The following is a 21,681-nucleotide window of genomic DNA, read 5'->3' as shown; positions in this document are numbered from 1 at the left end:
ATTGATTTGAAACTTGGTTAATCTGCATGTGAACTCTGTTTTTGGTCATGTTTTTATTGGCGTAACTATTTGATCATTAACAGAGTTCAACTTCAAGTTTTCTTAAGATCCAACCTATGAAATATAATTAAGCTATGATTAAGTAATAGCGCTGTAAACTACCCATAGATTAAAAATCAACCGATTCATTTATTTCAAGGAATAAACCATGCTATCGAACAAACCTTATTCAGTTTTAAAATCGATTGCCAGCATTAGTTTATTGGCCAGCAGTGCAATGGTACTTAACGGGTGCAAGAGCCTACCTGATCCACAAACGAAACAAACCACTGAAGATGCAGCCATGGCCACTTTAACAACTCAAGTTAGCTACCTTGATCGCAGCATGTTAGGTCCTGGATCACAACTCACAGTGACTTTAGCTGATGTGTCAAAGATGGATACTGAAGCAGAAATAATTAGTCAACAAACTATTGATATCAATGGCGCACCACCTTATACGGTAGAGCTTAGCTACGACGCGAGCAAAATGGATCAACGTCATCGCTATAGCGTAATTGCACGTATCACTAATCAAGATCAGTTATTGTACGTTAGTACTACACATAACAATCCATTTGAGCAATCACAACAAGCACCTTATGAAGTAGTCGTGTCTAAAGTTGCGCCGCAAAAGCCTAATGTCGATTTAGTAAATACGTATTTTAAAGCTGTTACTATAAATGGCGTGCAAGTCACTGTTGAAACAAAAGAACCCTTTATTCAATTTAGTAAAGATAACAAAAGCCATGGCTTTTTAGGCTGCAATAATTTTGCTGGTAGTTATCAAGTAGATCAACAAGCACTGACATTCAGCCCGCAAGCTAGTACTAGAAAAATGTGCTCTCAAGGTATGGAACAAGAAACTGCAATGTCTGGCGTACTAGAAAATACTGCGACGTGGAATATTAATGGTGAATCACTCACCTTAAAAGATAAGCAAGGTAAAGTACTGGCAACCTTTAAAGCCGTGTATTTTAATTAACTCTAATCACTCTCTGTAATTAAACGCCCAGTGAGCTGGGCGTTTCAATGTTTATTCGGCAACTAATTGCTCGCTGCGATAAAAGCCTGATGAATCGCTTAATAAGGTAACTAGTTCAGGTAATACCTTATCCATAGTTTGTTTTAACTTCCACGGTGGATTAATTACTATCATCCCCGATGCAGTCATGCCATGCACGTCAGTATCGGCTTCAGTCGCTAATTCAAATAACTGAATATTACGCATACCTGAAGCAATCAATCCCTCTTCCATACGCTCAATTCTTTCTCTGTCGACCACCGGATACCAAATCATGTAAGTACCAGTAGCAAAGCGTTGATAAGCCTTCGTTAATGTTTTTACCACAGTGTCGTAATCGTCTTTAATTTCATAAGGTGGATCAATGAGTACACATGCTCTGCGCGAAGCGGGGGGTAATAACCCCACTAGACCCGTAAAGCCATCCTCGCCGCGGACACGAATTGAGCGCTTACCGCTCATGTTTTCTTGTAGTAATGCCAAATCTCGCGGATGTAGCTCAAAAAACCAACCTTTGTCTTGGCGACGCAAGAAATGCTCAGCAATTTTCGGCGAGCCCGGATAAAAAGCTAATTGTTCTGTGTCATTAAATGATTTAATTAAATCAATATAATCATTTAGTTCCTGATGCTCACTGCGATGTTGATAAAGCTTAGCAATGCCATTTAGGTATTCTTGCGTTTTTTGTGCATCAGCACTGGCTAATTCAAAAAAGCCAGCTCCTGAGTGAGTATCGATATAGTCCAATGGCTTATCTTTGAGCGTCTGGTAACTTAATACCTGAGCTAATACCAAATGTTTAACGACATCGGCTGGGTTTCCAGCATGAAATGAGTGTCTGTAACTGAGCATAATATAATTTCGCTTAAATAAACTCATTGAAGTTAGTTATATTCTACAACATAAAACGCCAAGGGTCATAAATTGCTGGCCATTAAGTGAACCACTTATGAACAAATTAGTCGCTAGCCTGAACAGCTTATTAACATTAAATAAAAATCAGCCAAAACACACGTAAATGCTGGCATATAAAGCAACTTTGCTTTACATTTGCATGACAATAATCACAGTTTTATGAGCGCCTTTATGAATAACGATACCCTTTCTCAACTAGAACAATTGATCGACCAATTAATTAGCCAAAATTCACAGCTACAAACTCAGGTTAGCGAGCTTAAAGATAAAAATAGTAAGCTAATCGATGAAAATGAAATTCTTCAACTTGAAGTACTTGAAAGTGAAGAAAAACAAAAAGACACCAGCACAACTTTAACGGGTTTACTTGAGAAGCTACAAAGCGCCCAACAGGCTAACTAATGTCTGAGCTGCAAAACCAGCGAGTCACAGTTGAGTTGCTTGGTAAAGAGCAGCAATTTGCTTGCCCAGCTGGGCAAGAGGATGCACTCATTGCATCAGCCAAATACTTAAATGATTTGGTTGATCAAATGAAGCAGCGCTCAACAGTGCGCAATGATCAAAAAGCCTTATTAATGGCAGCCTTGAATATTAGCCATGAGTTACTCGAAGCAAAAACACAGCAAAGCGTTACCCAACAGCAGCAGGATCAACTCATCGATAAGCTCAGTGCTTACTTAGGGCAATCGTCAGCCGAATAAAAAAAAGCGCACTCGCGCTTTTTTTATTATCTCGTGGATTCCAGTATCAATTAAAAACAAAATCAGCTAACTTGCCTATTTTATTTTCTCTATTTTGGCAATACTGTTATGACTCACCCTTTTTATATCCCCACTCAGTTAACTGCACTTTTATTGCTAAGCTTTAGTCTTGTTGCACCCCGCTCTGCTGTTGCAGCAACACAGTGGCAAACAATCTCACCTAACGTACAATTTTTAGAGCAGCAACGAGCCCTACGCTTTTATGACTCAAACCAAGTGCTCATTGAAGGTGATAAATGCGCGCTAATGTTTGATGCCAGTGGCGACTTTGCCGCTGTTGAAGCAACCGTTAAGCAACTAAAAAGCACCTTAAAAACCCCCTTGTGTTACTTAGTTGCTAGTCACTTCCACGACGACCATTTACTGGGCATGGCTATTTTGCAGCATCATTTCCCCGATGCTCAATTAATTGTCCATCAACAGCTTGCTACTGAATTTAGTCAACTCCAACAAACCTATACTAATAAACTTGATAGTTATGAAAAAAGTATCGAATTGAGTTTACAGCGTTTAGCCCAGCAGCCCGAAGCGCAACAACAGCACTGGCAAAACAAACTCAACTTAGCTAAGCAGCGATTATTACGATGGCGCCAATATCAACTACAACCACCACAAACTTACGTTGTTGATAGCTTAACCATTGAACTTGGCAACTACCCAGTCACGATTAACGCACACCAAGCCCATACTAATGGTGATTTAACTCTCAGCGCCGAAAATCATCGCATTTTAGTCGGTGCTGATGTGGTTGATTGGCTACCTTATCCCGGCCATGGTAATTTTAATAACTGGTTGCAAATACTCACACAACTTCACTCAGATCAGCGCATCAAGATAATCCTGCCTGGCCACGGAAGCGTACTAAAACGAGACGATTTACAGCAACCATTAAACTTTTTGCACGCGATACAACAGCATGTAACAAACTATCCAGAGCAAGATTTAGTGCAATTACAGCAAAGCTTTAATCAGCAGTTTGCGAAAGACTACCAAGTTGATGAGATAGCACGAAAAGCTTACCCGCTGTTTCTAGAGGCTGGACTTAAACGAGTTAAACAGTCAAAATAGCGCTCGCACGTGGATGTGCTAGACTTTTAAAAGGATATTAATTTAGTGATGTTTATGCGCAGTTACCTCTTAGCCCTGTTTGTGACTTTAATTTTACTATCCGGTTGCCAAACAACTGAGCCATATTCAGCGCCAAGTGATACTGTGCAAGCTCCGGTTATTTTTAATCACGTTAAACCGTCATCAAATAGCTCAGCACAACCCACAGATACCAAGCATAAAAAACAAAAAATAACATTAACAGCTCCAGCGCAACAAGCCGCTACATCACCTCAAGCGCACACTCGCAATAAAGATTTATGGCGACATATAGCCGACAACTTAACCATTCAAATTTACCTAAACAAAGCACTAAATAAACGGATTACCTGGTATACCAAGCAACCAAAATACTTACAGGTTGTCAGTGCCCGGGCTGCGCCTTATCTTTATCATATTGTTAGTAAAATAGAGCAACGTAAGTTACCCATGGAATTAGCTTTATTGCCTTTTGTAGAAAGTGACTTTCGCCCGACTATTAGCTCCTCAGAACAAGCTGTTGGGGTATGGCAATTAGTCGGTGCGACGGCTCATCACTTCGGCATAAAATCAGATCAATGGTATGACGGGCGCAAAGATGTTCTCGCTTCAACAGATGCCGCTTTGGCCTATTTAGAGTATTTACATAAGCGCTTTGATGGCGACTGGCTACATGCATTAGCGGCTTATAATAGTGGCGAAGGACGTGTAAAGCGCGCCATCGCAGAAAATAAAAAGCGCGGCAAAAGCACTGATTACTGGTCGTTGAAATTACCCAAAGAAACCTCTGAATACGTGCCAAAGCTAATGGCATTAAGCTACTTAATACAAAACCCTCAGCGCGGATTATACCGCCCTAAACTTGCCAACAAAGCCCTTACAACTGAGCTTAACGTTGGCCAGCAATTTGATTTTTCGGTGATCGCCAATTTATCTGGTATTGGTCGCAGCCAACTACACAAACTCAACCCTGGCTATTTAAAAAACCAAAGCTCACCTAATGGTCCTCATACTTTATTACTACCACTGCAACAGCAAAGCTTATTAAGCAGCCAGTTCTTTAAAAATAATTTCACTGGCGAATATACAGTGAAAAAAAATGATACTTTGTACTCGATTGCCCGTCGTTTTGGATTATCAGTTAACAAACTAAAAGCGATGAATAACAAAACCTCTAATTTAATCGGTATTGGTGAAGCATTGGTGGTTGGCCAACCTCGCACCATGCCAGACTCGTTAACTATCAATTATAAAATCAGTCCTTACCTTGAACAAACTGAAATAGCGATCCCCACTATCGCAATCCAATACCAGGTAAAGCCTGGTGATACTATCTGGGGAATCAGCCAACTTTATGATGTGCCGCATAGTGATTTAGCCCGGTGGAATAAACTTAGTGCCTCGAGTATTTTAACGCCTGGCACGCAGCTGGTGCTACATTTGCCGCAAGCAACAAAGGCCGTGTCACAATTGCATGACGAAGGTTTACTTTCAGAGCTTGCAAGAACCTTAAAGCAACCACACTAACCGAACCAGTAGTTTATAATCCGGCTTATTTAGCGTAAAATTAGCTTTTCATTACAGTTAAATTAAAGAGATCGGCATGCAAATTAGCAAAAACTCGGCAGTTGAATTTCACTACACATTAAGTGAAGCGGGCGAGCAACTAGAAACAAGTACTGGCAGTGAGCCGCTAACCTATATTCATGGTTTGGAAGGTATGCTTCCTGGTCTTGAAACAGCTCTTGAAGGCAAGGCTGCTGGCGATAGCTTCAGCGTGACACTTACACCGAGTGAATCTTACGGTGAACGTGTTGATGATCTTATTCAACGCATTCCTCTTAAACACCTTCAAGGTGACACTAAAGCATGGAAGCCAGGCATGACAGCAATGGTTAGCTCTAATCAAGGCCGTCATCAAGTAACGATCGTGAAAGTAGGTCGTTTCAATGCTGATTGTGATTTAAATCACCCATTTGCAGGCAAAACTCTAACGTTCGACGTGCAAGTACTTAGCGTACGTGAAGCAACCAGCGAAGAAGTATCACACGGCCATGTCCATAGCGAAGGCGGTTGTGGTCACAACCACTAAGGAAATTCCATGTCAAAGGTTGCTATCGTTACAGGCGGCAGTAAAGGTATAGGTCGTGCTGTTGTTAAGCGTTTTCTAAATAATGGTTACCAAGTACATAACCTTGATCTAGAACCTGCAGATTTAGGCACTTGGCACCACTGCGATGTGAGTAATGTTAGCGCAGTAAAAAAGGTTATTGCAAAGATTGCCAGTAATGGCAAATGTATAGATGTGTTGGTATCGAATGCCGGCCGTCATCTAAGCGCGACAATTGAAGACACTGACGAAGCAACCTTCGATAGCTTGTTTGCACTTAATGTAAAAGGTGCCTACGCGGCAATTCAAAGCGTGTTACCAAGCATGAAAGCGCAACAAAATGGGGTGATTATTTTAATTGCCTCAGATCAAGCCATCATAGCTAAAAACAACTCGTTTGCGTATAACCTGACCAAACATGCGTTAGCCTCAATGGCAAAAACCACCGCATTGGATTATGCCCAGTTTAATATTCGCACCAATGCAGTGTGCCCAGGCACCATAGAAACACCGCTTTTTCATAATGCTATCGACGCATATTGTGCTCGTAGTGGCGCCGATAAAGCCACTATAGTTGCCGAAGAAGGCGCATTACAGCCACTCGGACGATTAGGCCAAGCTGATGAAGTCGCAGCATTAGTTACGTTTTTAGCCAGTGATGATGCCAGCTTTATTACCGGCAGTTTGCAAACTATTGATGGTGGTTATACCGCGCAATGAGTGAACGCATTATTGACCCTCACGTACACTTTTTTAATTTAGTCCAAGGGCAATATGATTGGCTACAAGGTAACAATCCTGTGCCTTGGCCAAATTTAGATACGATTAAAGCGCCCATAAGTGTTAACCAATTACAGCATATAAGTCAGTTTGAAATTGCTGGCCTAGTACACATTGAAGCAGGCTTTGATAACCAGCACCCCATCAATGAACTACACTGGCTAGCTGAGCACTTAGGTGGCCACAATTATAAAGCTATCAGCTTTGCCAATATTAATAGTCATCCCGACGATTTTAATAATGCAATTACCGCTTTATCACACCCAAGCTTAGTGGGCATTAGAGATATCACTGAAGGCGCTGATGCCATGCGCTTAAGCCATGCTACATGCCATGATAACTTAGCGCTATTAGCCAGTAAGCAGCTGATATTTGAAGCTCAATTTGAAGTTGAAAAGCTCACGATTACCCAACAGCTAATCAACTACTGCCAACAACTTCCGCATTTACAATTAATAATAAACCATGCGGGTTTACCCAATAATCTGTCAATTTGGCAGCAGGGGATCAGCCAATTAGCGCAACTACCTAACTGCTGGATTAAATTTTCAGGCTTTGAGCTACTCACCGCGCAGCTGCAAACTCAGCAACAGCAGTGTTTTAACTTTATCCTGCAACACTTTGGTCAGCACCGCGTTATGTTTGCTAGTAATTTCCCTGTGTGTCAAATCAACGCGAGTTATCAACAGCGTTGGTCAAACCATTTTGAGCTGTGTAATACTCATAGTGTATGGCAACAACTTAGCTACAAAAATGCGCAGCACTGCTACCAAGTTTAATTAAAAACCGCTATATTGAGTTTATATTGTATAAAAAATAGATCATCACTATGGCTGTTTCCTCTATTCAAAAGCTCACTATTGGGCTTTTCAATGTTTCTTTTCTAGCGCTTCTTTCTGGCTGTGGTGGCGGTAGTACAATGACCGACAACAACAATAACAATAACAATAACAGCACTGGTGATGGCGACACTGGTAACAGAATCAATTGGACACAAGGTGTATTTCAACCCTCAAGTAATTTTTATCAACAATGCCAAGCATTAAACGAAAAGCACTGGCTGCGCTCATGGAGCAATGAAACCTACCTTTGGTATGACGAAATTATCGATCGTGATCCAGCGCTGACCCCTGCTGTAAATGAATATTTTAAATTACTAAAAACCGAGCAAATTACCGAGTCAGGCGCAAACAAAGACAACTTTCACTCTAGCCTGCCAACTGCACAATGGGAAGCCCAAAGCCAATCAGGAGTGACTTTTGGTTATGGTTTTAAAGTTAAATTAATCAGCTCTACAGCACCACGTCAAGGTGTGATCAGCTATACAGAGCCCAACTCACCTGCAAGTGCGCAAAATATTGCCCGCGGCTTTGAGATTTTAGAAATCGATGGTGTTGATTTTATCAATGCCAGCACGCAAGCAGAGGTCGATATCCTCAACGCGGGTTTATATCCAACTCAAACCGGTAAAAGCACTACCTTCGTATTCAAAGATATTAATACCGATGAAACCCGCGAAGTTATTTTAAACTCACAAACGATTACTTCTAGGCCAGTCACAAACGTGAAGACTTTAGCTGATGGCACTGTTGGTTACTTTCAATTTAATAGCCACAATGCAATTGCTGAAAAACCGCTTTATGATGCCTTTAATAATCTCAAAGCAAGTAATGTCACTGATCTGATTATTGATATTCGTTATAATGGCGGTGGTTTTTTACAAATGGCCAGTCAAGTTGCTTATATGATCGCAGGCCCCGCGAACACCAACGGTAAAGTTTTCGAAAAAACCATTTTTAACGATCAACACCCAACCTTTAACCCTGTTACTGGGCAGCGTTTGGAGCCTGTGATGTTCACCGATGAATTTGTTGGCTTTGCCGAGAACCCGGCATTAATACCAGGTACACCATTACCAAGCCTTAACTTAAAACGCGTTTATTTATTAACCACTAGTAGCACTTGCTCTGCCAGCGAAGCGATAATAAATGGCTTACGCGGCGCTGATATTGAAGTTATTCAAATTGGCGCTGGTACTTGCGGCAAACCTTATGGATTTTACGCCACAGATAACTGCGATACGACTTACTTTAGCATTCAATTTACTGGCGAAAACAATAAAGGTTTTGGTGAATATTCAGATGGTTTTGCGCCGCAAAACACCACTGACAATGCCCGCTTACCAGTACGCATAGCCGGTTGCGCCGTTGCTGATGACTTTAGCCACCAGTTAGGCGATCCTGAAGAAGCGGTACTAAAAGCCGCGTTGGGTTATCGTGATAATGGTAGTTGTCCAGCAGCCAGTTCAATAGCCAGTAAGCAAGGTTTTGCACCTGCACGCTTTGGCGATACCCCTGCAGTATTAGATACACGGGCTGGATCTCTTGCTGAGCAAAATAAAATACTGCCTTCGCATTAAGCGTTAGCATTAAACTCAAGGCAGAATTGTTATGCTAAAAGAATGTTCATTATCAATACTAACCGCGCTCTTGATCAGCGGCTGCTCTGTGCAAAGCAGTGAACCAACACCAAAATTACAGCATGCATTACTAACAGAGCCTCAAGGGGAACTGATTGCTCAAGGAATTGCTCGCCTAATGCGCTCAGAGAAGATTGCAGTAGCTAATGATGTGTTTATGAAGCGCAGCTTGATGGTCGTTGATAACGTCACTAAAACCGACGAGCTTGGCAACCCTATTATGGGTAAACAGCTAAACATGCCAGACCGTTTTGAATTACTGATAAAAAACAACCTATGCTTTGTACGTCATCTCGATAGCAAAGCCACCGAGCCGCTACCGGATGTACAATGCAAGGTGAATGATATCTAGGTGCTAGGTGCTAGGAAAATTTTAACGTTTTGAATTAGTAAGAAATAGTTTTAAATTTGCAAAAGCCAAAGTAGATAAACTTAATGAATAGCGAGCTGAAATTAGCTCGCTATTCATAGCTCGTAGCCTATGATTTTATTTGATCTCAACACGCTGAGAGCGCATCACGATTTCGTCGTTAAGTTCAATACCAATACCCGGCTCTTCAGACACTTCAAAGAAACCATTTTTAGGCTGTGGATCTTGCAAGCATAACTCACGGTTCCACTTTTTAATTGCATAAGTGTGATGCTCATGAATTAAGAAATTTGGAATAGCCGTTTCTAAATGTAATGATGCTGCGGTTGCAACGGGGCCGCCACAGACGTGAGCCTGAATACGCACATCAAAAATATCAGCGTAATCACACACTTTTTTAGTTTCAGTAAAACCACCACATAAACCGATATCTGGCTGTAATACATTAATACTTTGATCTTCTAAGTAAGGGCGCACACCCCAACGATTATATAAACGCTCGCCACCGGCAATTGGCACTGATACTTTATCTGCCACTTTGGCATGTAACGAATGATTTAAGTAGTTAACTGGTTCTTCATAAAACATACAGTCAAATTCTTTAGCGATTTCACCGATTTGAATAGCAGAGGTAACACCCGGTAAACTGTGGCATTCAAAAATGATATCCACTTCATCACCAACAGCTTCACGAATTGCCTGCATACGGGCGCGATATAGCTTCATTTCAGCACGTGAAATAATGTTAGTGCGGTCGTAATAAGTATTGCCGTCTTTATCATATTGGATCGGATCAACTTTAACGGCATCGTAGCCTTCAGCCACTGCTTTTAACGCCGCTTCTGCGTATTCTTGTGGATGTACCAGAGCTTTAAACTCAGTGTCCCAGTCAAACTGTAATTGCGAAGCATAAGTACGCAGCTTGTCGTTAACTTTACCGCCTAACAACTGATACACAGGTAAACCTAATGCTTTGCCCTTAATGTCCCATAAAGCGGTGTCTATCGCGCTCATTGCTGCATAGACTACTGGGCCCCCACCTAAACCCCAAAAGCTTTCACGCAGCATACGCGACCATAACTTTTCGGTTTGAAATGGGTCATGACCAATTAAGAAAGCATCAGCCATTTCTTTGATCATAGCAGCGGCAGCACTGTGTCCTAAATCATAAGCAAGGCCAGCTTCGCCAACCCCGCTAATACCTTCGTCAGTATGAATACGGACAAATACAGGAGTCCAAGCAGGTCTGTCTGGACAGTGGATATCAAAAACTTCAACGCGATTAACTTTCATGACAATTCCTTATTAACCAAGGCTTAGGTTATTTTGCAAAACTAGGGTCAAGACGATGGGCCTTACGTAACATCGCAGGCCAAGCTAATTGCCCACCGGTACTACCGCTGTGCACTACATTCGCTTGATTATAAATATTATCGATTATGGCTTGAGGTACTGGTGTAACAGCTTGGCCACTGGCTTGTAAAGCCAGCTGTATTTCACAAGCACGCTGTAAATCATAAAAACGCATAAATGCATCACCCACCGTTGGCCCCACAGTTAAACCACCATGGTTTACTAACAACATATGATTAGTATTAGCGAGATCATCTTGTAAACGTTTTTTCTCATCGCTATTAACTGCTAAGCCTTCATAGCCGTGATAAGACAATGACGGCAGTGAAAACATTGAATACTGACTAAGTGGCAGCAGACCATTTTGCTGCGTGGCAACGGCAATCGTTTCTTTAGTATGTAAGTGAATAACACAATGAGCGTCATCACGCACTTCGTGAATCGCGCTGTGAATCGTAAAACCAGCAGGGTTGATTGCAAATGGCGTGTCATCCAAAATATTTCCGGCCAAGTCCACTTTGACTAGGTTAGAAGCTGTTACTTCATCAAATGTGAGGCCAAACGCATTCACTAAATAATGGTCAGTCCCCGGCAAACGCGCCGATAAATGTGTGTAAATCAAATCACCCCAACGAAAATGCTCAACCAACCGATAACAGGCGGCTAAATCAACTCGTAACTGCCATTCTTGTGCAGAGACTTTATTTTTTAAATCAAGTTGTGGTAATTCAAACATTATGGGGCCTTATTTAAACGCGTTAAAAACAAAACACGAAATAGATGGATAGAAGTCTAAAGTAGTGTGCGTGGATGATCAATATTTAAAACAAAACAGCCACACCAAATTGGTGTGGCTGTTTTCGGTGAGCCCATTGATAACTCACACTCAGCAAAAATTATTTTACGTTTGCTAAGTAATCGGCAATAGCGACCATTTCTTCTTCAGTAACAGTCGCAACCATCGCTTTCATCGCTGCAGTCATGCCATTATTGCGCGCACCTGATTTAATGTCTTTCATTTGCGCCACTAAGTAGTCTTTATTCTGACCATTTAGTTTAGGATACATTGCCATGATCGGTGCCTTACCTTCAGGGCCATGACATGTTTGGCACATTTTTGCTGTATAAAGCGCAGCACCATCGGCAGCCATGCTGTTAAATGACATACTAGCAACCATAGAGAGGCTTGCACCTAAGAGTAATTTTGTTATCTTGCTCATTGTATTTTCTCTTCTTTTTGACGGTTTATAAAAATTGTTAGCTTAATTGTAGACCATAATAACGGATCTTTGTACATTACATATGTACGTAATTTATACACCAAGTAGATCACCAAACACGCTGTTCAAGTCATCTCTTAGGCTACCATACTAAATCATCTGGTACTTCAAAATCAGCGTATGGGTCATCAGCATCTTTGCCTTTGTCTTCTGGCTCTACATGAAACACGATGTACTTTTCATCAACTTCTGCCACTTTACGGGCTGGCTCATCTTCAAGTACAAAAAACTGCCCTTCCAACACACAAATTGCCAGTCGGCCACCTGATAAGGCTTTTTGCGTTTGTTCATTTACGTCGAGCTCTTTGACTTTATTTTCGTAAGTAAAATTGAAAGTCCGCTCACCACGTATCGAATCTTGATTATGATGTTCTAATATCTGCTTTACGCGGGCAACTTGCTCACGTTGCTTTAACTCACCTTGGCGAGCTTGATTTAATTCTTCTGCTTTTTTCTGCTGTTCTAACTTTGTTTGCTGAATATGCTTTTGCAGATCACTAGGGTTACTGGTCGCCCCTTTTTTTGGTTTTTTTTGTTGCTTACGCTTTTCACTTTTAGCAACTTTAGCTTTATGTGATGTGGTTAATCCTGCTTGTAGCAATTGGTCTTGTAATGAACCCATAGCTTTGTTCCATTAAAAACTGATATTAGCTTTATTTTATACCCAAACCACCCCAAGATGCGAGTTTCAGTTGGAATTAAAAGCGATTTAGGCAAGGCATTGATTGCAAGTAATAGTGGGTCTATTGCTAAAATCAATAACGTAGTATAAATCGCTTTTAAACCAACCCGTTGGGCGTTTCACAGGAACTTACTCTCAGCGTTGTTACTTCTTAAAAGGGACTGCCATTCTTGCAAAGTAACGCCTTGATATTAAGCCCCTGTGAAACGCTGAATTCTGCATCTTGAGGTGGTTTGGGTATAATCACCAATTAAAACAAATCATAGTGCTGTGACCATTAATCTAGCAAAGTGTTGTGATTGAAAACCTGATTTAGCGCAATAAATACTTATTTCTAGAATAAAAGTAACCACTTAAAGAACGCGTTGAGGTTGAATTTAATATCAATCAGGTTAAGCTGTGGTTTTTGTAGTAGGGCCAATAAAATGCGTTTCGGTCATTTATTAGTTTGCTCGCTGTTTATCTTTTTCGTGCTCTATGCACCGCAGCCATTATTAAGCTTATTTGCAGAGCAATTTTCAGTTAGTCCTGCAACCGCAGGTAGCTTGATGACGGCAACTATGCTCCCTTTGGCGATTGCCCCTTTGGTATACGGCTTATTACTGGCTAAACGTAACCCTTTAACAATTCTTCGCTACGCGATGCTAGTACTAGCTGTTACCTGTGTTGCTTTTGCCTATGCCCCCAGTTTTGAGTTATTACTGTTACTACGATTTTTACAAGGTTTAACCTTGCCTGCCGCACTCACCGCAATGACCACTTACATAGGCAGCACTTATCAAGCTGATAGTTTGCAAAAGAATATGACCTTCTATATTGGCAGTACAATTGCTGGGGGTTACTTTGGCCGAGTGTTAGCGGCTATTTTTGCTGATTTATGGACTTGGCAAAGCTTCTATTTTGTTATTGCCGCAGGTTTAATTAGCTTTGCACTGAGTATTCCACGTAATCAAACAGCCATTGTTAACAGCACTCTTTCCCCATTAAATTATTTAAAACAGCTCGCGAATGCTGCGGTATTAAAATTATATGGTGCGGTGTTTTGTATGTTTTTTTGCTTTGCTGCGTTATTAAATTATTTACCGTTCATTTTACAAGACACTTTTTTAATTACTAATACCCGTGATATTGGCTTAGTTTATAGCGGTTACTTGATTGGCGCCCTCGCCTCTATTGCGACTCCTTGGTTATTAAAAAAGAGTATTTCACCGTGGCATTTATTGTCTGCTATATTTGCTTTTTACAGCACTACACTAGTATTTTTGATGAGCTCACAATTAGTGATTTTTTTACTGGCATTCACTGGTTTTTGCGGCGCGATGTTTATTATTCATTCAACCGCAGCGCCGCTGGTTAATAAAATAAGCAGTGCACCACCGAGTGTCACTAATGGTGCTTATGTGTCATTTTATTATAGTGGCGGGGCTTTAGGCTCTTTTGTACCAGGCTTGGTATATCAACAACTTGGCCATATCGCATTTATGGCCTCGTTATTATTAGTCTGTATATGCGGATTAATTTTAGTAAGTTCGGCTTATCTAGCGGGTAAAAAAACCACTTTAGGTTGATGCCCTGTGGTGGCAAAAAAAGCGTCTAAATCGGCTTTTTTTAATAACCATGTTTGGGTGTTCTCAAATGGATGACAATGAAATAGATCACCAAACCATATGTCTTGGTCAAGCCATAAAGTGACATCATTTTGCTTATCATTCATCAAAGCAAGCATAGATACACATCCAGGTGCGACTTTTAAAAAGCGTGCTAAGCGCTCATCGGAGGCAAACCCTAAGCGTGACAAGCCTTGATATTTAGCCAGTGATTTTAAGTCTAACTGCTTGTCATGTGCGGTGATCACCAAAAAATGCTTTTTACCTTCGTTATCACGCAAAAATAAGTTTTTTAATCGCGTTCCGGGCCGTTCCACCATTAATTCATCTGCAGCAAGACTACTATGTAATGCAGGGTGTTCGATAACGTCATAATTGATATTTAAATGCGCTAACAGCGCCGCTAATTTACTTTTATCCGCTAACATTTATAAACAACGCCCCATCAAGCGTACACTTAAATCTCGCCACAATACTTCATTTATCTCATATTTATCGTTGCGACAATATTTTTTGTCATGCAACTCTTGTTTTAATAAGTGCACGGCTTGATCTTCTAATTCTAATTTTAAGCTATTTGATTCTTCAAAATATTCTTGCTCTGCAAAGTTTTTAAATTGCTGGCGTGTCAGTGGTCGATCTAAGTTTAAATTTGCGCGACTATTGGCTTTAACCGATACCACATAAGCAAAAATCTTATTACCTTGCTCATCTAATTTAGTGTGTAACTGTTTATTATTAATTTCAAAAGGCGGCTCATCACTTTGGCTAGCACAACCACAGAGTAAAACGAGTAACATCAACGCGTATTTTTTCATTATTAGTATCATTCCTGTTATCCAGTGACCGTTAGTCTACCAAAAATTCATTGTTTGCGTAAAAATTCAAAAAATATATAAATAATACTTGACCAAATTTAGAAATCTCATTAAAGTTCGTCCCGCTTGAAACGGAACCTCAAGTAGGTTACGAAATTCGTAACTTTAGGAATGTGGGGCTATAGCTCAGCTGGGAGAGCGCCTGCCTTGCACGCAGGAGGTCAGCAGTTCGATCCTGCTTAGCTCCACCACTTTCCTACTCTTCAATTTTTATCACTATGGCTCTGATGCCAAATTCAATTTTTAAATCTTTCTCATTTTAATCAAAAAACTGTTTATTTTATGTTAGTTATTTTTTAGCTATCAGTTGTGCGCTGCATGGTATTTACGATCAAAAATGCCGAGCATAAACTCGGCATTTTAATTTGGTTATTCGACTACCAATTATTCGCGAATTTGACCTACACCATTGACGAGGTATTTCTCCGTCGTTAATGATTCTAAGCCCATTGGGCCGTAAGCGTGTAATTTTGACGTTGCGATACCAATCTCTGCACCTAAACCTAACTGTGAGCCATCAGAGAAGCGTGATGAGGTATTAACCATCACTACTGAGGCATCAACACTGCGCTGGAACAATTCAGCCGCGGCTTGGTTTTTAGTGCAAATAACTTCCGTATGGTTTGAACCAAATTGCGCAATATGCTCAATTGCACCAGCAAAATCTGGTACTACACGAATCGCGATTTCTAAATCTAAATATTCTTCGCCAAATTCCTCTGGCGCAAGCACTGTTGCATCATCAAAATATTGTGCGGCTTGGCTATCTGCATTTATTTTTACACCTTCTTGGCGTAATACAACAGCACATAAATTTAAAAACTCATCGGCAACATCCTGATGAACGACAAGGCCTTCTAATGCATTACATACGCCAGTACGCTGAGTTTTACCGTTCAGTAGCAAGTTAATCGCCACTTCTAAGTCAGCGTCTTTATCTACGTATAAATGACACACACCTTTAAAATGCTGGATCACAGGAATTGTACTGTTATCTGTTACAAAGTTAATTAGCCCTTCGCCGCCGCGTGGAATAATTAAGTCAATGCTGTCACGTTGCTGCATCAATTCCATTAATAATCCGCGGTCTGGATCTGGAATAACGGAGATTAACGCTGCCGGTAAATTATGCTGCTCTAATACTTGATGCATGACACTCGCAATTGCTTGCGAGCTTTTAAGCGCCTCTTTACCACCACGTAAAATAACCCCATTACCTGATTTGAAGCATAACGCTCCAGCATCAGCGGTTACATTTGGACGCGCTTCATAAATCATACATACCACACCAAGTGGTACGCGCATTTTACGAATTTTAATCCCGTTAGGACGTTCAGTAATATCGCGTAATTGACCCACCGGATCATCAAGGCTTACAATCACTTCAATGCCTTCAGCCATCGCTTCAATACGTTCGTCATTGAGCGTTAAACGGTCAATCATAGCGGCTGCTAGATTGTTATCGCGGGCTGCGGCTAAATCACTTTCGTTCTCTTTAATAATAAATGCTTTTTGTTGGCGTAATGCTGCAGCCATATCCAGTAGCACCTGATTTTTGGTCTCGGTATCGAGTAAGGCTAACTGATGTGCCGCTTTTGCTGCCTGACGTGAAATATCTGTAATTAAACTCATGACTTCTCCAATAATGCGATATCTTTCTCTGAAATAACGGGACCAATCGAATCTTGCATCTTGTCGCTAAATTCGCTTTGTTCGTTATCTGCTATAAAATTCAATAAACAACTACTGTAATTTGCAGTTGCTTTGGCTAATCGAGTGCCGTCGCTGCTACGTACCAAAATGGTATCGCCAATTGCAAACTCACCATGCACTGCGACAATTTCATCGCCACGGATACAGCCAGTTTCACCTTCTAAAGACTCATCGTATGAACCTGCGACAACGACTTCACCTTGCTCACTTGCAGTATGAGTCATCCAGTGAACAGCTTCTTGCATCGGTTTTTCGTATGGTAAGAAAATAGTACCTGGGTTCTCACCTTCCAGCAGTTTTGTAAATGTCTGCTCTTTAAAACCATTAATTATATAAGTAGTAATACCATGTGAAGTCGCTTTTTCAGCTGCTTCAATTTTAGTTTTCATACCACCTGTACCAACCGCACTGGTAGCAGATCCTGCCATAGCATAGATTGATTCATCAATTGATTTAATTTCAGGCAGTAATATTGCATCATCGTGCAGATTAGGGTTTTTATCATAAAGCCCATCCACATCTGAAAAAATCATCAATGCATCAGCATCTGCTGCAGCAGCGACCATTGCCGATAAGTTATCATTATCACCGACTTTTAAATCATCAGTTGTCACCGTATCATTTTCATTCATGATTGGCAGCACACCATGATCCAACAAAGTGAAAACAGTTTCTCTAATACTCTCATAACGCTCACGGTCACGTAAGTCACCATGAGTTAATAAAATCTGCGCCGATGGGAAATCAAAAAAGCGGTCCCACATAGCCATCATTTCGGTTTGCCCTGCTGCTGCCATGGCTTTTTTCATTGCCACAGTGCGCTCTTGTGTCTTCGGAAATAAATGCGCGCCAGCGGCAACTGAGCCTGACGAAACTAAAATAACTTCAATTCCTTGACTACGACAACGAACAATAAACTGAGCGATGGTTAATAAATAGCGTGAGCGACAACCATCTTGATCAGGTGCAATCAATGCGCTACCTACTTTTAATACGATACGTCGCCAATTTAACTTTTGCATAAATGTTCAACTTTCCATTTTAACTGTGACTTACCCTAGTTTGGATAAATCTGAAAACAAACCACCTAGTGTTTACCTAGGTTACGAGTTAACAATTTGCACTTGCTTTTACTCACTTTCTTTAGCCAACACTTTTTAATACTCAGCCGGAAACGCTCACTTAGTTAATTAACAAAGTGCGTTAGATATAGCATAACTTTGGCTCAATCATTAAGACTGAACAGTTATAAAGTAAATAAAAAGTGTTGTTTATGCATCGCTGTAAAAAGCTGTGTGAAGCTTTTTTATTAACAACATACATAGAGCCTCTAAAGTCTGATACACCAACAGATAGGGTGATGACTCAAGGACCGAGATTTGCTCACCACGATGGGTGTCAAATATTGAGTAAGTAACAGTTCAACTCAAACAATATGAATCACAAAAAAATGTAATTTATGTTCAAATTAACTAATTACTAAAAATGAGTAAAATTGTACAAACTGCATTCAAAACAATTAACAAATTGATTTTTAAGCATATAAATATAGTAACCTCAATCTAAATTGTTGTAATTTAAAGCAACTTAAAAATAACTATATGTATTCGCTTAGACCTAACAAGTAACTAATTAGATGACTAATTGTTTGAGCACTAACTATATTACGCTACTTTTAGCCTAAAGATCAAGACTATATTTTATTCACTCGGCTTACTATTGCAGCCAATAAATTTTAAAGTCTTTAAGATTCAGTTGGTTAAACAGAGTTTAATTTGTTTCAAATATTTTAAAACCAATAAATTATCATTTCTTCTACAAATAAGTTCGTAAACAGCTAAAATTCTATTAGGAAAAATTAACATACACGTGTATACCCCTGTATTATAAGTATCGAAAGGTTTACTCCTAACTGTTGTAATAAATAAGGAATACTTCATCTATGTCAGCTATTTATATCGCAGGGATCGCTCTATGTTCGGTTCTCGCCCAATGGATAGCATGGGGTTTTCGTGTCCCAGCTATTTTATTTTTGTTACTTACCGGCCTGTTACTTGGCCCTGCTACGGGTTTACTTGATCCAGATGCACTGCTTGGTGATTTACTATTCCCTGTGGTCTCGCTCAGTGTTGCGGTGATCTTATTTGAAGGTTCTTTAACTCTACACTTTCGAGAACTCAAAGGTATTGGCAAGGTAGTCCGTAACTTGTGCTCTATTGGCATGATTACGACTTGTATAGTGATAAGTCTCAGTGCCTATTGGATTTTAGAACTCAACTGGCGTGTAGCAGCGGTGCTCGGTGCGGTATTGGTTGTGACTGGCCCAACAGTTATTGCACCGCTATTAAACTCAATGCGGCCAACCCAAGACATTGATCGCATACTACGCTGGGAGGGCATTGTTATTGACCCAATTGGTGCTTTATTTGCGGTTTTAGTATTTGAAGCGGTAATGCTAGTTGGTCAAGGTGAAGTGTTTATCCATACCGTAATCGCCTTGTTTAAAACCTTAGGAGTCGGTTTATCTATTGGCGTGGTCGCAGGTTGGCTTACAACGTTACTGATCCGCCGCGAATGGCTACCATTTGAATTACATAAATTCGGCATCTTAGCTCTGGTACTTATTAGCTTTACAGTCTCAAATCATTTGAGCCATGAGTCAGGTCTATTAGCGGTTACTGTATTTGGTATTTGGTTAGCGAACCAAGACGATTTAGAAATTGATTCTGTTTTAGAGTTTAAAGAAGATCTGTCTATGATCTTAATTTCAACCTTATTCATTTTGCTTGCTGCGCGTTTAGAATTAGCTGATTTAATGATGCTTGATGCCGATGTGTTTATCTTTTTGGCTATCGTATTATTTATCGCTCGCCCATTGTGTATTGCGATCTCCACTTTCGGTACTGAGCTACCAATTAAATCTCGCTTAGTACTCGCGTGGATTGCTCCGCGCGGTATCGTCGCAGCAGCGGTAGGCTCTGTTTTTGCTATTAGTATGATGGAAGCTGGTGTTGCTGACGCCGAGAAAATGGTGCCACTGATTTTTACCGTTATCATTATCACAGTAGTTCTGCAAAGCTTAACTGCGATCCCGATTGCGAAGCTATTAGGGGTTCGTCAGCCTTCACCTAATACTATTTTGATCATTGGTGCAAACCATGTCGCTCGTGCCATTGCTTGTGGGCTAAAAGAGCAAAATATTCAAGTACACTTATCAGATCCAGCTTGGGAAAACTGCCGCATGGCACGTATGGATGGGCTGCCTTGTTATTATGGTAACCCGCAATCAGAACATGCTGAACGTTACTTACCCCTGACAACTCTACGCAGCGTAATGGCGCTTTCGCCAAACCGCCATCATAATGCGCTAGGCGTGCAGTATTTTTCACATTTATTGAATGAAAAGAACGTCTTTTCATTGCGTTCTTCGACCTCTCACGCCAAAGCAAACAAAGACAGCGCGACGTTTCTATCTCGGCAAATTTTGTTTGGTGACAGCGGCTCTTATGCACGTTTAAGTAGCTTAATTGCCAAAGGCGGCAAGGTCAGTGTAACGCGAATTTCTGAAGAGTTTAACTGGAGTAAATACCAAGAGATGAACAGCGATGCAATTCCGTTATTCATCCTCAATGGTGACAAAGACAGTGATGATGATAGCCCGATCAAACTGCGTCCGTTTACTATTAATATGGAAAAACCGCCGCAAGAAGGTGAACGTGTCGTCGCGATGCTGCCACCAAAAATGTCGGTATTGAAAGATCCTAATAATGGTAAAAACAAAGAACCGAAAGAAATAAAAGAGTAAAACGAAAAAGGCTAGGTATCGCACCTAGCCCTTTTACTTTCAACTTGCTAGTTTTCTAACTCGCTAACTAATCTACTCAAACCTACAATGGCAATCGTGCACGCGCTACTACACTATCGGGCATTTTTTGCGCCAATTGGGCTAGCGAGCGTTCAATCTTTTTATGGGTTGCTTTATCTGCAACCATACTATGAAATAACCAACGATACGCGTCTTCGTAATCACGTGGACTACCATAGCCTTGATTAAATAAATTAACTAACCGCAATTGTGCTTTTAAATTTCCTTGTGATGAAGCTTCACGTAGATAAGTCACAGCAAGCGCTTTATCCTTTTGCACCAATCGACCCGTGTCATAGTATCGCCCGAGTTGCTCTAATGCCGCCGCTAAGCCTTGCTGCGCTGCTTGACGCATATAATACACACCAAGTTCTACATTACGATCAACACATACCGCATACGCCAGCATATCGCCATATAAAAATTGATAAGAAGGCAGTGCCATTTTATTGGCTCGTGCTTCGATATCTTGTACTAACTGGCAGTCATCTGCCTTTACTCGCGCAAGATGTGTATTACTATTGATCAAAGCAAGCAGCTCAGTTTCTGTATATAGTGGCACGGCAGCTATGGTCTCTTCAGACTTGGCGTGGCTTGCCAGCAAAAACGATAACGGCACTAATGATAAACAAGTTAACAAACGCATTTAGGTCACTTTAAATTAAAAACCATCTTGCTAAAGTTTATACAAAGATCGTTCCATAATGAAATTTATAAATAGCTTATTTATTATAAACAC

At 40.7% G+C, this 21,681-nt stretch carries 22 protein-coding genes and 1 tRNA gene; 13 read left to right on the top strand and 10 right to left on the bottom strand.

Annotation, left to right across the window (positions count from 1 at the left end):
• Positions 1-208 precede the first annotated feature (208 nt).
• Positions 209-1,024, top strand: a complete 816-nt coding sequence (locus H5186_RS10330) for an META domain-containing protein (RefSeq protein ID WP_145238168.1) — start codon at positions 209-211, stop codon at positions 1,022-1,024.
• A 51-nt stretch (positions 1,025-1,075) separates the two neighbouring features.
• Here H5186_RS10330 and H5186_RS10325 read toward each other — a convergent pair whose 3' ends face one another.
• On the bottom strand, positions 1,076-1,915 hold the full coding sequence (locus H5186_RS10325; RefSeq protein ID WP_149980512.1) for a 23S rRNA (adenine(2030)-N(6))-methyltransferase RlmJ: 840 nt from the start codon (positions 1,913-1,915) through the stop codon (positions 1,076-1,078).
• 234 nt (positions 1,916-2,149) lie between these two features.
• Here H5186_RS10325 and zapB point away from each other — a divergent pair, with 234 nt between their 5' ends.
• The 9 genes from zapB (at position 2,150) to H5186_RS10280 (ending at position 9,546) form a co-directional block, all read left to right on the top strand.
• The gene (zapB, locus tag H5186_RS10320) at positions 2,150-2,380 is read left to right on the top strand and encodes a cell division protein ZapB (protein ID WP_145238165.1); all 231 of its coding nucleotides are present in this window, start codon (positions 2,150-2,152) and stop codon (positions 2,378-2,380) included.
• Positions 2,380-2,679, top strand: a complete 300-nt coding sequence (locus H5186_RS10315) for a cell division protein ZapA (protein ID WP_149980511.1) — start codon at positions 2,380-2,382, stop codon at positions 2,677-2,679. The genes zapB and H5186_RS10315 overlap by 1 nt, the downstream gene beginning before the upstream one ends.
• 108 nt (positions 2,680-2,787) lie before the next feature.
• The gene (locus tag H5186_RS10310) at positions 2,788-3,807 is read left to right on the top strand and encodes an MBL fold metallo-hydrolase (RefSeq protein WP_149980510.1); all 1,020 of its coding nucleotides are present in this window, start codon (positions 2,788-2,790) and stop codon (positions 3,805-3,807) included.
• Positions 3,808-3,861: 54 nt separating this feature from the next.
• Positions 3,862-5,352: a LysM peptidoglycan-binding domain-containing protein gene (locus H5186_RS10305; RefSeq protein WP_182794435.1), complete on the top strand. Its 1,491-nt coding sequence runs from the start codon at positions 3,862-3,864 to the stop codon at positions 5,350-5,352.
• Positions 5,353-5,428: 76 nt separating this feature from the next.
• Positions 5,429-5,917 (top strand): peptidylprolyl isomerase, encoded by a 489-nt coding sequence (locus tag H5186_RS10300; RefSeq protein ID WP_149980508.1) that lies wholly within the window; start codon positions 5,429-5,431, stop codon positions 5,915-5,917.
• Between the two features lie 9 nt (positions 5,918-5,926).
• Positions 5,927-6,655: an SDR family NAD(P)-dependent oxidoreductase gene (locus tag H5186_RS10295; RefSeq protein ID WP_149980507.1), complete on the top strand. Its 729-nt coding sequence runs from the start codon at positions 5,927-5,929 to the stop codon at positions 6,653-6,655.
• On the top strand, positions 6,652-7,494 hold the full coding sequence (locus H5186_RS10290; protein ID WP_149980506.1) for an amidohydrolase: 843 nt from the start codon (positions 6,652-6,654) through the stop codon (positions 7,492-7,494). The genes H5186_RS10295 and H5186_RS10290 overlap by 4 nt, the downstream gene beginning before the upstream one ends.
• A 50-nt stretch (positions 7,495-7,544) precedes the next feature.
• Positions 7,545-9,134, top strand: a complete 1,590-nt coding sequence (locus H5186_RS10285) for a S41 family peptidase (RefSeq protein ID WP_182794434.1) — start codon at positions 7,545-7,547, stop codon at positions 9,132-9,134.
• Between the two features lie 31 nt (positions 9,135-9,165).
• Positions 9,166-9,546, top strand: a complete 381-nt coding sequence (locus H5186_RS10280; protein ID WP_149980504.1) for a hypothetical protein — start codon at positions 9,166-9,168, stop codon at positions 9,544-9,546.
• Positions 9,547-9,681: 135 nt separating this feature from the next.
• Here H5186_RS10280 and H5186_RS10275 read toward each other — a convergent pair whose 3' ends face one another.
• From H5186_RS10275 to H5186_RS10260, 4 genes are all read right to left on the bottom strand, one after another.
• Entirely contained in the window at positions 9,682-10,857 is a 1,176-nt protein-coding gene (locus H5186_RS10275) for a mandelate racemase/muconate lactonizing enzyme family protein (RefSeq protein WP_064668182.1), read from the bottom strand.
• A gap of 28 nt (positions 10,858-10,885) precedes the next feature.
• The gene (locus H5186_RS10270; RefSeq protein ID WP_182735552.1) at positions 10,886-11,653 is read right to left on the bottom strand and encodes a class II aldolase/adducin family protein; all 768 of its coding nucleotides are present in this window, start codon (positions 11,651-11,653) and stop codon (positions 10,886-10,888) included.
• Positions 11,654-11,813: 160 nt separating this feature from the next.
• Positions 11,814-12,137, bottom strand: coding sequence for a c-type cytochrome (locus H5186_RS10265; RefSeq protein WP_145238134.1), 324 nt, complete (start codon positions 12,135-12,137; stop codon positions 11,814-11,816).
• Positions 12,138-12,279: 142 nt separating this feature from the next.
• The gene (locus H5186_RS10260; RefSeq protein WP_149980503.1) at positions 12,280-12,819 is read right to left on the bottom strand and encodes a DUF2058 domain-containing protein; all 540 of its coding nucleotides are present in this window, start codon (positions 12,817-12,819) and stop codon (positions 12,280-12,282) included.
• 485 nt (positions 12,820-13,304) lie between these two features.
• Between H5186_RS10260 and H5186_RS10255 the strand changes: the two genes are divergently transcribed.
• Positions 13,305-14,447: an MFS transporter gene (locus H5186_RS10255; RefSeq protein WP_145238127.1), complete on the top strand. Its 1,143-nt coding sequence runs from the start codon at positions 13,305-13,307 to the stop codon at positions 14,445-14,447.
• Here the strand turns inward: H5186_RS10255 and H5186_RS10250 are convergent.
• The gene (locus H5186_RS10250) at positions 14,414-14,914 is read right to left on the bottom strand and encodes a prolyl-tRNA synthetase associated domain-containing protein (RefSeq protein WP_145238125.1); all 501 of its coding nucleotides are present in this window, start codon (positions 14,912-14,914) and stop codon (positions 14,414-14,416) included. The two genes, H5186_RS10255 and H5186_RS10250, sit on opposite strands and share 34 nt — an antisense overlap.
• Positions 14,915-15,304, bottom strand: coding sequence for a hypothetical protein (locus tag H5186_RS10245; RefSeq protein ID WP_145238122.1), 390 nt, complete (start codon positions 15,302-15,304; stop codon positions 14,915-14,917).
• A 175-nt stretch (positions 15,305-15,479) separates the two neighbouring features.
• Here H5186_RS10245 and H5186_RS10240 point away from each other — a divergent pair.
• Positions 15,480-15,555 (top strand) — tRNA-Ala (locus H5186_RS10240).
• A 193-nt stretch (positions 15,556-15,748) separates the two neighbouring features.
• Here H5186_RS10240 and H5186_RS10235 read toward each other — a convergent pair.
• Positions 15,749-16,996 (bottom strand): glutamate-5-semialdehyde dehydrogenase, encoded by a 1,248-nt coding sequence (locus H5186_RS10235; protein WP_145238119.1) that lies wholly within the window; start codon positions 16,994-16,996, stop codon positions 15,749-15,751.
• Positions 16,993-18,099: a glutamate 5-kinase gene (gene proB / locus H5186_RS10230; protein ID WP_145238116.1), complete on the bottom strand. Its 1,107-nt coding sequence runs from the start codon at positions 18,097-18,099 to the stop codon at positions 16,993-16,995. Before proB ends, H5186_RS10235 begins: the two co-directional genes overlap by 4 nt.
• A gap of 920 nt (positions 18,100-19,019) precedes the next feature.
• On the opposite strand from proB, the gene H5186_RS10225 reads away from it, so the two are divergent.
• On the top strand, positions 19,020-20,882 hold the full coding sequence (locus tag H5186_RS10225; protein ID WP_182761362.1) for a sodium:proton antiporter: 1,863 nt from the start codon (positions 19,020-19,022) through the stop codon (positions 20,880-20,882).
• An 82-nt stretch (positions 20,883-20,964) separates the two neighbouring features.
• Here the strand turns inward: H5186_RS10225 and H5186_RS10220 are convergent, their stop codons facing one another.
• On the bottom strand, positions 20,965-21,588 hold the full coding sequence (locus H5186_RS10220; RefSeq protein ID WP_149980501.1) for a tetratricopeptide repeat protein: 624 nt from the start codon (positions 21,586-21,588) through the stop codon (positions 20,965-20,967).
• Positions 21,589-21,681 lie beyond the last annotated feature (93 nt).

The organism is Pseudoalteromonas sp. SG41-2, assembly GCF_014164535.1.
Classification (GTDB): Bacteria; Pseudomonadota; Gammaproteobacteria; order Enterobacterales; family Alteromonadaceae; genus Pseudoalteromonas; species Pseudoalteromonas rhizosphaerae.
Note: the sequence above shows the minus strand (reverse complement) of the source record. Positions and strands in the feature narration are given on the sequence as shown.

Excerpts from the sequence above, each read along its gene's own strand:
- H5186_RS10330 (WP_145238168.1), top strand. The coding sequence starts at position 209 with ATGCTATCGAACAAACCTTATTCAGTTTTAAAATCGATTGCCAGCATT.
- H5186_RS10325 (WP_149980512.1), bottom strand. The coding sequence starts at position 1,915 with ATGCTCAGTTACAGACACTCATTTCATGCTGGAAACCCAGCCGATGTC.
- zapB (WP_145238165.1), top strand. The coding sequence starts at position 2,150 with ATGAATAACGATACCCTTTCTCAACTAGAACAATTGATCGACCAATTA.
- H5186_RS10315 (WP_149980511.1), top strand. The coding sequence starts at position 2,380 with ATGTCTGAGCTGCAAAACCAGCGAGTCACAGTTGAGTTGCTTGGTAAA.
- H5186_RS10310 (WP_149980510.1), top strand. The coding sequence starts at position 2,788 with ATGACTCACCCTTTTTATATCCCCACTCAGTTAACTGCACTTTTATTG.
- H5186_RS10305 (WP_182794435.1), top strand. The coding sequence starts at position 3,862 with ATGCGCAGTTACCTCTTAGCCCTGTTTGTGACTTTAATTTTACTATCC.
- H5186_RS10300 (WP_149980508.1), top strand. The coding sequence starts at position 5,429 with ATGCAAATTAGCAAAAACTCGGCAGTTGAATTTCACTACACATTAAGT.
- H5186_RS10295 (WP_149980507.1), top strand. The coding sequence starts at position 5,927 with ATGTCAAAGGTTGCTATCGTTACAGGCGGCAGTAAAGGTATAGGTCGT.
- H5186_RS10290 (WP_149980506.1), top strand. The coding sequence starts at position 6,652 with ATGAGTGAACGCATTATTGACCCTCACGTACACTTTTTTAATTTAGTC.
- H5186_RS10285 (WP_182794434.1), top strand. The coding sequence starts at position 7,545 with ATGGCTGTTTCCTCTATTCAAAAGCTCACTATTGGGCTTTTCAATGTT.
- H5186_RS10280 (WP_149980504.1), top strand. The coding sequence starts at position 9,166 with ATGCTAAAAGAATGTTCATTATCAATACTAACCGCGCTCTTGATCAGC.
- H5186_RS10275 (WP_064668182.1), bottom strand. The coding sequence starts at position 10,857 with ATGAAAGTTAATCGCGTTGAAGTTTTTGATATCCACTGTCCAGACAGA.
- H5186_RS10270 (WP_182735552.1), bottom strand. The coding sequence starts at position 11,653 with ATGTTTGAATTACCACAACTTGATTTAAAAAATAAAGTCTCTGCACAA.
- H5186_RS10265 (WP_145238134.1), bottom strand. The coding sequence starts at position 12,137 with ATGAGCAAGATAACAAAATTACTCTTAGGTGCAAGCCTCTCTATGGTT.
- H5186_RS10260 (WP_149980503.1), bottom strand. The coding sequence starts at position 12,819 with ATGGGTTCATTACAAGACCAATTGCTACAAGCAGGATTAACCACATCA.
- H5186_RS10255 (WP_145238127.1), top strand. The coding sequence starts at position 13,305 with ATGCGTTTCGGTCATTTATTAGTTTGCTCGCTGTTTATCTTTTTCGTG.
- H5186_RS10250 (WP_145238125.1), bottom strand. The coding sequence starts at position 14,914 with ATGTTAGCGGATAAAAGTAAATTAGCGGCGCTGTTAGCGCATTTAAAT.
- H5186_RS10245 (WP_145238122.1), bottom strand. The coding sequence starts at position 15,304 with ATGAAAAAATACGCGTTGATGTTACTCGTTTTACTCTGTGGTTGTGCT.
- H5186_RS10235 (WP_145238119.1), bottom strand. The coding sequence starts at position 16,996 with ATGAGTTTAATTACAGATATTTCACGTCAGGCAGCAAAAGCGGCACAT.
- proB (WP_145238116.1), bottom strand. The coding sequence starts at position 18,099 with ATGCAAAAGTTAAATTGGCGACGTATCGTATTAAAAGTAGGTAGCGCA.
- H5186_RS10225 (WP_182761362.1), top strand. The coding sequence starts at position 19,020 with ATGTCAGCTATTTATATCGCAGGGATCGCTCTATGTTCGGTTCTCGCC.
- H5186_RS10220 (WP_149980501.1), bottom strand. The coding sequence starts at position 21,588 with ATGCGTTTGTTAACTTGTTTATCATTAGTGCCGTTATCGTTTTTGCTG.